The following is an 11,214-nucleotide window of genomic DNA, read 5'->3' as shown; positions in this document are numbered from 1 at the left end:
TTAAGGCCAGGTTTCCTTCCAGGTCATACCTGTAGGTCTGAGCCTTGTTCTCTGCATTTGTAACACTCTTCAAGCCTCCGAGGGCCGTATAGGCATAGCGGTGTAAGCTTTCCCCTTCCGTCGGTCACGGACAGCTTGTTTCCCAGCTTGTCATAGCTGTATTTTACCGCTGCTCCCAGAGCATCCGTCACCTTTGCCAGATACCCTCCCGCACTGTATTCATATGTAGTGGAGTTTCCAAGGGCATCTGTCTGCTTTGTCATTTCTCCGTATTGATTGTATTCATATTTCGCACTTGTTTTTCCCTGGGCTGCTGCCTCCGGTGTGGTCCTTGAGGTCAGCCGTCCTGCCAGGTCATAAGCAAGTGGTGGCAAGTGCCCCCTACTAAAGCATAACCGCAGACAATGCCGGCGGTGTAAAGATTAGACTTAGATAGTCAAAATATCCCTTAATGTAACAGGTAGGTGGTATGTTAAGCAATATACTCTTCTCAAACTCTATTATAATAATTATCATTCTTGGAACGTATATAACTTTGGATTTTTTAAGTAATCTTTTACTGTAACTAAATTCTTTACATCAAATTCAAAGAATACACTTCCCTTGCAATTAATTTTTAAGTTACAAAATCCGTACGGCCAAGTAATAACGCATTCCCATATGTATTCTTTTGACATATCATCAAATTCTTGCTTCCCCCAATGTTTCTTATAAGTCAGTTCGGAACCATTTTGATTTTTTACAAAAATTGATCTGTTTTGTTTGTCTTTAATATTATCATATGCATATACCTCAATATTGCCGCTAACAACTCCATTCATTTTTACAGTTCCTATACCCGAAACATACATATCTTCTTCATAGCCCAGCAAAAAATTCTTGTCATGATTCCAATTAGAACCTAACAAAAGAGTGGCTCCCCAAACCGTAAAATCAAATTCACTTGGTAGAATTTGTCTGCAGTAAAAATCTATAATTCTAGCTTCAGTAAAATCAATTCTATCAAAATGAGCATTAGTTAAATCAATTATACATTTCATAATCTCACCTACTTTATTTTTTTAAGTACAATCTCCATAATATTACTTTTAATTGCCTCTCCTTGTATTGTAAAGCCTGTTCCAGCACTGGTAGCCTGGCCTCTCGATACTGTTGAATATCCCAAAGAGTTTAATTCTGATTCGCTCATTTTGTAAATGCTATTAAACCATTTATTAGACATACCACCTGATATCTCAATGGTTCCACCTTTTTTTAAGACACGGCTTATTTCTGAATTTAGCGCATTAAAGTTATATGGATTCTGTATAACAATCCTACTTTGACTTCCTGAAACAATTCCACTTAAGTTTGCGGCATCCCCTGCGTAAACACCAGTTGCTGAAGGATTGATATCAATATTATAAGCACCCGAAATAGGCTTTGAGCCTGCACCAATGTTTAGCGTACCATTACTTGTAGCAGGTTTTGATAAGAATCCTGTCCCTCCCTCAACAACCTTACCCGCTCCCTCAGAAGTACCAAATTTTTTAAGTACTAAACTAAGTGCAATGATTTCTAATAATTCTCCAGATGCATCTCCTGCCCTTTTTAAAAGTGCTTGTTTATCTCCAGATAACAGTAGTTTATAGTCACTGTATGCAATTATTCCCATATCATATGCTTGTAATAGCATATCTGTACTTGGATTCATTTTAGCAATTGTTCGTGGGTCAGTATACACTTCAATAGTTTTTTCTAAAGGATTAGAGAATAATTCTGAATAATACTTTTTAGCGGCATCAACTTTATCTGTAAAGTGTTCTATAAAACCATTTACAAAATCATTTGCATTCCCTTTATTCCTCCCAGCTGTTGTATGCGTATATTTTCCAGCTAAAGCTTTATTAGTCCAATTCAGTAATGAACTATAATGATCTCCGCTACCCATCCTTTTAAAATCAGCATCTAAAGAGTGCCCATTATCTAAATAATCTTTTAAAAATTGATTCCGAGCAGAAGCATAGTCTTTATAAACATTAATATAGCCCAACTTATACAGATTGGCTTTAAGTTTATCCAAATCACTAATAACTTTAATACTACCCCGTCCTGAGTAATACCTTGTACCCTGATCAGTGGAAGAACTATTGCCTAACCCTGTTTCCAGCCAATTTACATATGCTTCTTCATTTTCATTATAAACTAGATTTTCGCTGTAATCCCCGGTATGTATCTCCCCCACACCGCCATAATTAAACAGGTTGATGCTGCTTTTCAAGCCTCCCGTTATTACCTCAATGCTCTTTATGTACTCATTGGTTTCAGGGTCTTTTTCCTGGTTATAGTTAAATATATTTGCTACAGCACGTTCTGCAATATTGACAGCCCTTACCTTCCCGTAGTTGTCCAGCGTCATGCTGCTTCCTTTATCAGAAAACAGGGTATCTATAAAGCCTCTGTTTTCTACAAACACTTGTGCGTTTGCAGCTATGTTCATGTTCTGAATGTTTGAGTAGTTTATAACCACCCCGGAGCTGACATTTACCGTGTCTGTGCTGTTATATATAAGCTGGGGAAGTACAAAGCCCACCTGCTCCGCTCTGCTGATGTCGTTAACAGCTACCTGGGAGGAAAGTCCTCCTGAATTATACATTGTCACATCTTTGGCTAAAGAATAGCCTACCTGTGTTGCACCGCTAACGTCTTTTTGCTCTATATCCTGAAGCCTTCCTCCCGCATTGTACATCCACACATGCCCGCTTGGGTCCACATACCTTACCGGGTCGTTGGCACAATAGGTGTACAGGTTCAAACTGAGGGGGTTTTCATCCTCGCCCCAATAGCTGTCCTCTGTGGTAAAGCGTCCCAGGTAGGGGGCATAGAATCTTGCTCTGAGATAATAGAGTCCTGTTTCGGAATCCAGGAATTCCCCTGCGTAGCGGATGGCGTTTTCAGAAGCCTCTATTGTCAGCACAGGATTTCCCCATATGTCATATTCGTACTGGTTCTGGGTGTTTCCTGCCGCATCCACTGTCTGCACCACATCTCCGTGGCCGTTGAAAAGGTAGTAGCTGTCCTTGCCTGTTCCATCTGTTTTTGATATGTAGTTTATTCCCTTTACATAACTGGCTCTTGTGCTGCCCTCTGCATCAGTTTCCAGTATTACATTCTGCCTGTCGTAAAGGTAGTTTGTCACTTCTGCCTTGTAGCCGCTGCCGGATTTCCTTACTGTCTTGCTCACTCTCAGGTCGTCACCGTCATAGGTGTATTCCGCCGCAGTTCTCTCTCCGGCCTTTATGGTTTCCGTGTCTGTCAGCCTGTTAAAGCCGTCGTAGGTATAGCTGGTCTTTTCTATGAGGCTGTCTATCTCGCCTTCCAGCTCGTCACCGTAAGCTGTTCCCTTGGTGGAGGGGCGCAGCTTGGTGCTGTCGGGCAGTATATGGCTCACGCTTTGCCTGAGCTGGTTTCCGTTGTCGTCATATGCATACTTGGTCAGCTTTCGTGCCAGCTCCCTGCCCTCTGAGTCCAGCAGCCTTTCAGTCAGTCTCAGTAGAAGGTTTGCTGAGGAATAGGCATAGTCGCTTTTCTTTAATATATATTGTATGTCTTTTCCCGTTCCCCCGTCAACATAGCCGCTTGTCTGCTGGGAGGTATAGGTTTCGTTCTGGGACACCCTGTTTCCGGCACTGTCGTAGGCATATACCGTCAGCTTTCCCGGGGCTGCTGCCCTGAGCACCCTTCCCGCCTTGTCATAGGTGTATTCCGTGGTTCCGAAGCTGTCTGTTTTGGCGGTCTGTCTTCCTGCCAAATCATATGTGTAGCTGTACTCCGACAGCACTGCACCGTTGGGCTTTTTGTTCACTAGCCTTACCAGCTGATTGTCCCTGTCATAGGAGTAGACCTCTGTGACCCCGCCTGAATAGGCTACGGCTGTCCTCCTGCCGTTTTCATCATAGGCATAGGAAGTCGTCTTTCCATTGGAGGCAACTGTTTCCAGACGGTTGGACCTGTCATAGCTGTAGCTGACTGCTCTGCCCTTTAAATCGGTCACCCTGGATATATTTCCTGCCCGGTCGTACTCATAGCTCAGCTGTACAGCCGCTCCCTTCCTTATCTCAAGGAGCCTGCCGTTTTTGTCATAGCTGTAGGTGCTCTTGCCGCTGTCATCCGTCATGGAGGTGCGGTTTCCTGCTTCGTCGTAGGTATAGCCTATGCGGTCCCCAGTTTCCTTTACTCTTCTTTCCAGCAGGTTTCCTGTGCTGTCATAGGTATATACCGTATTGTTTCCATTTTTGTCGGTTATCAAGGCCAGGTTTCCACCCAGGTCATACCTGTAGGTTTGAGCCTTATTCTCTGCATTTGTAACACTCTTCAAGGCTCCAAGAGCCGTATAGGCATAGCGGGTAAGCTTGCCCCTTCCGTCAGTCATGGACAGCTTGTTTCCCAGCTTGTCATAGCCGTATTTTACCGCTGCTCCCAGGGCATCCGTCACCTTTGCCAGATACCCTCCTGTATTGTATTCGTATGCGGTGGAGTTTCCAAGGGCATCTGTCTGCCTTGTCAATTCTCCGTATTGATTGTATTCATATTTTGCACTTGTTTTTCCCTGGGCAGCGGCCTCCGGTGTGGTCTTTGAGGTCAGCCGTCCTGCCAGGTCATAGGTATATACGGTGCCGTATCTTGCCGTATCGTCACCGCCTGAGCTGTACCCTTGTGCATCTGTCTCCTTTGTCACATTGCCGTTTGCATCGTATACCCTGCCGCTTACCACCCGGTCATAGGCGTCGGTGACGGTTTTCAGCCTGTTCAGCCTGTCATAGGCATAGGACACGGTATCGCCCTTTGCATTTTTCTCCGAAAGCTTGTTCCCTGCCAGGTCATAGGTATAGGTCATAGTATTTCCCTCGGGGTCCGTCAGGGTCTCCAGTCTGTTTAGGGCGTCATAGGTGCTCTTTGCCGTAAAGCCCCTCCCGTCTGTCTCAGCTATCCTGTTTCCTGCTCTGTCATAGCTGTAGCGGGTGGACACCTCTCTGCCCTCCTGCTGCCAGGACACCCTTTCCAGCCTGCTTAAGGCATCATAGGCATATGCGGTGGTATAGGCGGCCATGCCGGCAATATCCTCTTCACCGAAAGCAAAGGCCTGTGGGCTGTATACCTTGATTTTATTCCCCAGCATATCGTATTCATACTGGGTGACAAGCCTGAGCTTATCTGCATATTCCGGATCCTTTAAAGCCTCAATATTTGGCAGCCTTGAAGCCTCGTATATATCCTCTGCATCTGCCAGCCGGATGTCCTTTAACAGCCTGTTCAGGGCATCATACTCAAATTTCCGTATGTCATATACGCCTTCCGCCCTTAGGCTTTCGGTTTTTATAACATTTCCATTCTTGTCGTAATGGCTTCTGGCAAAAGCGCCTCCCGTATTTGATACGGTATTTGTGAGGCCGTTGTCATAATATGTATAGCTTTCGGTTCTTGAGGACAGCTTGTCCTTTGTGCCGGTATAGGTTTTAGTCAATATATTTCCCAGCTGGTCATAGGTATAGCTTTCAACGGCATACTGTATATTTCCGCTGCCGTCCTTTTCCAGGGGTATTCTCTTCCTTACGGGTCTGTCCAGCACATCATAGGTTACATAGGTAATGCTCCCCGCCTTATCCTTGGCTGTAACCACATTTCCCTTCAGGTCGGTCCTGTATTCCAGTGAATAGCCATAGGCATCCGTTTCAGACTTCTTGCCTCCGAAGCTGTTATAGCCGTATTTTGTGATGTTTCCAAGCTGATTCCTCTGGGACAGCATTCTCCCCAGAAGGTCATAGGTATATGCAATTTCCCCGCCATCGGCATAGTGTACGCCGGAGAGAGTCCCATCCGCATTGTAGGTATAGGCCGTGGAGTTATTCCTCTGGTCGGTCGCCCTTGTGAGATTGCCAAGGATATCATACTCATAGCTTTTGCTGCTGCCCAGCGCATCAGTGGTTTTTATGAGCTTCCCGGCGGCGTTGTACCGGTATACCGTACCGGGAGAGGTCTCAATACTGCCGTTGAACCTGAGCCCGTCAACTCTTTTTACAACATTTCCAAGGGCGTCATATTTCAGGTATTCAACTATGCTTCCTCCGGGCAGCAGTGTGGTAAGCAGCCTGCTCATGCTGTCGTAGGTATATGCCCTGCCTTCCATGGTTTCAGCCAGCTCGGGAGTATCTTTTGCGGCCTCATAGCTGTTGGGTTCTATCTGCTTTTTCAGATTTCCCATAACATCATAGATATATCTTGTGGTTGCGGTGCCCTCTCCGGCAGCCGGAGCCTTCTTTCTTATGAGCCTGTTCATTGCGTCATAGTCATAAAAGGTGGATATGCCTTTGGCATTCCTTTCCTCCAAAAGGCTGCCCCTCAGGTCATAAATATAGGTGACAGAGTTGCCTGGCGCGTCTGTTTTCCTTATGGGCTGCCTGTCAAGATTGTATTCCACAATACTGGAATTCCCGTTTGCATCCTGCCGGGTTTTCAACTGCCCGTTTTTGTAGTAGGTATAGCCGGTCTTGGCCTTTACCCTTGAAGAATATTCAGTGTCAAACTCAACATTCCTCATGGAATTTGGCTCCAAATCGGAGGTATCCACCAGCAAGGACTCTTCTGTCAGCCGTGACTGCATATCATATTTATACCTGGTTATCTCATAGGCCTCTTCATCTATTTTTTGCTTTTTAACAAGCAAATTTCCTGTTTTGTCATATTCATTAATGGTTTCACGTCCGTCAGGACCCTCTGTCCGTATTATTTTTCCGTTTTTATCATAGGCATACGTTACCCTGTCACCGGAGGATCTGTCCTGTCCCTGGTTCAGAGTTCCCTTTGCCGTTTTGTATTCGAAGGTCTCGGTACTTGTGGCCCTGCCTGTCTCATCATAATCTGTAACCAGATGCCTGTAATAGTCAAAGGAAACATCCGAACCCACATATTCCTTTGTGTCTGTGAGATTTCCCCCGGGATTGTATGTAAAATAATGGGCATTTCCTGCCTTATCAACGCTTTTTACCAGCTCTCCCCTTGGGGAATATTCCATGTTTTCAACTGCAGCATCCGGGTATTCCACTCCGTAGGGCTTCCCAAACAGATTAGAATATGCAATTGTCTTGTTGCCCGCCTTATCTGTTTTGACAGAAAGCTGCTTTCCCGTCAGGTCGTATTCAAAGCTCTCTGTGGCTCCGTCAGCATAGGTTGTCTGCTTCAGAAGTCCGCTGAGGTAATACGCATATCCGGTAGTATTTCCATAGGCATCCGTCTCGGTGAGCATTCTGCCCGAACCGTCATAGGTATACTTTTTTGAATAGTTGTTTTTTCCCTGCTTTTCATTGTCATATGCCGTCTGGGCAGAGGTGTGCAATATGACATTATTGTTGTAGTCATATTGGGATAGCTCTCCATAGGAGGCCGAAGGGTTCTCCCGGTTATAGCCCTCTCCGTCAGTGGTCTTAATGACATTTCCCCGCCCGTCGTATTCCTTATAGCCTGTTACAGTCCTGGTGCCTCCGTCATATACGGACGTCCTTACCAGTCTGTTCAGGGCATCATATTCATACTCAATGCCCGGTGCAGTGTCAAAGGCCTGTGAGGAATACCTGGGATCTGCCTCCTTCACAAGATTTCCGTTTTGGTCATAGGAATATTTGCTTATATCCCCCATTGGGTCGATTTTTACAACAAGCTTTCCGATACCGTCATACCTGTACTGGCTGGTTCTCTCCCCGCCTGAAACGGCAAGGCTTTCAGAAGCCAGATTTCCTCTTTTGTCGTAGGAATATTTTGTGGTCTTGTATTTGCCGGTCTCAAAGGGTTCCTTTTTCTCCACCGGTCTGTTCCTATAATCGTACTTTATGGTTGTGCCGTCATAGCCTGTACCGTTGAATATCTCCTCCAGGGTTTTGTTTCCGGCCATATCATAGCCGTACCTTCTGATATAGTGACCCTTTTCCTCCGGGCCCACATTCATTACAGCCTCTTCCCGTATAACCCTGTCACCGAAGTCATAGTCAAAAAGCTGCCTGATTGTGCTGGTTCCGGCTTCATCAATATATTCGGTCACACTCTCTTTATTGCCCCTGACATCATAAGTATATCTGACATGCGCCTTCCTGGCCTCATCAATTTTTCCCCACTGCTCCACAGGCCTGTCCATGGAATCATAGACATATTCAACGAAGGCTGAGACCTCCGCCTTTCCGCTCTGGGACCTGCCCTGCTCAATTGACAGCACATTGCTGTTATTGTCATAGGTATAGCTTTTATAGGTATAATTTTCAGGAGCAGTCTTTTCAAATACCCTTTCTTCAACTGTCCTGCCCGCAGTGTCATATTTGTAGGAAACTATCCTGCCGCCCGGCTCCTCCTTTGCTTCAACCTTGTCCAGGCTGTTGTGGGTGTAAAGGGTTTCATTATTCAGGGCATCCTTTTTCTTTGTCAGTCTGCCCAGATCATCATAAGTATAGCTTGTGGTGTTCCCCCTGGCATCCGTTTCGCTTTCCAGGCCGCCGGCAAGGTTATATACATAGGCAGAGGCGTGGTAATTTTCCTTGTCGGCAGTAGCCTCGGATCTGATAAGCCTGTTCAAGGCATCATAATAGAGCCGCCTGTCATAGCCGTCTTCGTCTGTAATAACCGCCAGCATATAGGTCTTTGCATCCGGTCCATAGGTATAATCCAGTGTAAGAGCTTCTTTTTTGGCAGTATCCTGCTCATAGTATTCCTTTTTTATCAGCAGGTTTTGACTGTCGTATTCAAACCTGGCACTGTTGCCGTTGGCGTCAAGTTCCTTCAGCTTGTTGCCCCGGTAATCATATTCATCCTTAAGGAGCAGCTTCCATGAACCCTGATTGAACACGCCGTACTCCACCTGAAGCCCGGATATGTCGTATTCATACCTGAACCTGGTTCCAGAGGGATCAATATATTCAATTTCACTGTTCTTATTGTTGTAATCGTTATAGGTATACTGCTTTACAGTTTTGTCGGGATAGGTTATTTTTTGGATACGGCTCAAGGCATCGTATTCATAGCTTGACCTGTTGGAATTCCCGTCAAGCTCCGCCTTCAGGTTCCCGGTGTGGAAATCGTATGCAAAGCTTTTGGAAACCCCAGTCCCCTCTACAACGCTGTATTGCCGGGTGAGGTATGCCCCCTTCTGGTCAACACCGTCCGCATCCACGCCATACTCATAATTCGTAATAAAATCCTTGCCCTGGGAGTGTACTGTTTTCCGGGTCATGTTTCCGTAGCTGTCATATTCAAAATCAGTTACAAGCCATTGGGTTTTGTCATTGGAATGTACCCTCTGCTCCTTTATTACATTTCCCCTGTCATCAACTGTATATATTATCTGGGATTTTACGCCCTTGCTCTGGCTCCAGGTTTTGGAGCTCAGAACATGGTATTTGTCATAGTCATAGGTGTAATTGACCGTATTTTCATCGTTAACCGGATAGCCCTTTTCGTCACGCTGGGCAACAGGCCCGGTATAGCTGGTCATATTTCCATACATGTCATATCTGAAATTTTCAAGCCTTTTCACGGGCTGTCCCTTTACCTGCCCATTTTCCATGCTGGTAACGTTTTTCTCAACTTTCATAGGAAATTTCATTTCATCATATTCCGTTACCGATACACTTCTGTGGTCAGCTCCCAGCTCCTCTGTATTGACCTGCTCATGGATTCCGTTAAAGGTATATTGGGTTACGGTATTTTTAAAGTCGGTCTTTTCCGTGTAGTACCGGTAGGTATTCTCAAGATATTGATCATTGTCTGAGTCGTAGCCGCTGTAGCCAAAGCCGTCGGCTTCATTTGTATATTTATAGGTATCCCTGTCCTTTACAGTGCAAATAAAGGCATCCAGAAAGCCGGTCTTTGAGGAGTCAAAACCTGTTTTCTCCAGCTCCTTTTTCTCGAACACCTTGCGGTACTGCATGCTGCCCTTTTCAGAAAGCTGCCTTGCATAGGAGCTGTAGGTGAAGCGCTCCAGCCTGTTGGTCTTGCAGTAATCTATCTGTGTAAGGTTTTCATACCTGTTATATGCCGAATAGCTTGTGCCGTTTGTATAGGTAAAGCCCAGTTCAGGCTGATCGTACCAGAAATGATATTTCGGTTTCCCATCTATGTCATAAACCCTCTGTAGTCTGGTTCTGAGAACGTGCTTTGAACTGCTCACCAGCACTGCAGATTTGTCATATATTATTTTCTGACCATTGGGAAGGTTTATTACCACCTGAAATTTCTCCTTCAAATCTCCCGAATCGGTGGTATTTGGGTTCTGTGATGCCTTGTAGCTGTCATTGGCAGTATAGGTATTGTTTTGTACAGGACCCACAGTAAAGCTCTGATCCTGCTTGTACTCTATGGAAACCTCCCTTCCGACTGTATCTGTTATTTTGGAAATCAATTTCCGGGTTTTTGAGGTTCCGTCAACCGTGTATGTATTTGTAAGGTATTCAAAGGTTATTTTGCTGCCGTACCTGTCCACAATACCGAGAACTCTGCCATCTTCAGCAAAATATGTCTTTTTGCCGGTTTTATTTGACATGACATAACAGGAGGTGCCGTCAGCCTGCCCGTTGCTGAATTCACCGGTCTCGTTTATTACCACGTCCTTAATTGTCTGATTATCCGGCATATATGCCTTAACACCGTCATCAGTAACCGACTCATTGAGCCTGTAGACATCTCCCGCCTCGGTATGCAGGAACTTATAGCTGGTGCCGTCCTGGTTCTTCCTTATTTCCATGGCCGGAAAAGAAAATCTCATGCCTATTCCCAGATTGTACCTGTCCTCATAAAAAGAGCTGGTGGTGTTGTCGGAATAAACCTGGTCAACCCATACTCCGTTTATATATTCGGCTTTCATTTCCCTTACATTTGCCGAGCCGCTTTTATATATTCTCTTTATTTCCAAATCCAGCCCATTGACTCCGGGAAGGACATAATCCGTCTGAGCCAGGGATATATCACCGCTTTGCGGGCTTATGGCTTCCTCTGAGGTGTTATTTCTCAAATACGCGGGAGAAAGCATTGTATTGTACTGCTGCTTTGGCCCTGTGAGATTGTTCAGCTGTTCTTCAAGGGTTGCGGCAAATATTGCCTGGGAAAATAATGTTAAAGTGGCTGCAAGTATGGTTGATACGGTTAATACTCTATATAAAGTCTTTGCTTTCAAATTCAAGCCCCCTCATTAATGGACTG

At 45.2% G+C, this 11,214-nt stretch carries 3 protein-coding genes; all 3 read right to left on the bottom strand.

Annotated features, from left to right (window positions below):
- Positions 1-23: 23 nt before the first annotated feature.
- The 3 genes from CLHUN_RS01405 to CLHUN_RS01395 all read right to left on the bottom strand — a co-directional run bounded on the left by CLHUN_RS01405 (position 24) and on the right by CLHUN_RS01395 (position 11,188).
- Positions 24-374 carry an RHS repeat protein gene (locus CLHUN_RS01405; RefSeq protein WP_165755619.1) on the bottom strand — a complete coding sequence of 117 codons (351 nt, stop codon included), beginning with the start codon at positions 372-374 and terminating at the stop codon, positions 24-26.
- A gap of 138 nt (positions 375-512) precedes the next feature.
- Positions 513-1,040, bottom strand: coding sequence for a hypothetical protein (locus CLHUN_RS01400; RefSeq protein WP_080062779.1), 528 nt, complete (start codon positions 1,038-1,040; stop codon positions 513-515).
- A gap of 8 nt (positions 1,041-1,048) precedes the next feature.
- Positions 1,049-11,188: an RHS repeat-associated core domain-containing protein gene (locus CLHUN_RS01395; RefSeq protein WP_080062778.1), complete on the bottom strand. Its 10,140-nt coding sequence runs from the start codon at positions 11,186-11,188 to the stop codon at positions 1,049-1,051.
- Positions 11,189-11,214 lie beyond the last annotated feature (26 nt).

The organism is Ruminiclostridium hungatei (assembly GCF_002051585.1).
Classification (GTDB): domain Bacteria; phylum Bacillota; class Clostridia; order Acetivibrionales; family DSM-1351; genus Ruminiclostridium; species Ruminiclostridium hungatei.
This window is presented reverse-complemented; position numbering and strand designations above follow the sequence as displayed.

Coding starts and splice junctions, on each gene's coding strand:
- CLHUN_RS01400 (WP_080062779.1), bottom strand. CDS start 1,040: ATGAAATGTATAATTGATTTAACTAATGCTCATTTTGATAGAATTGAT.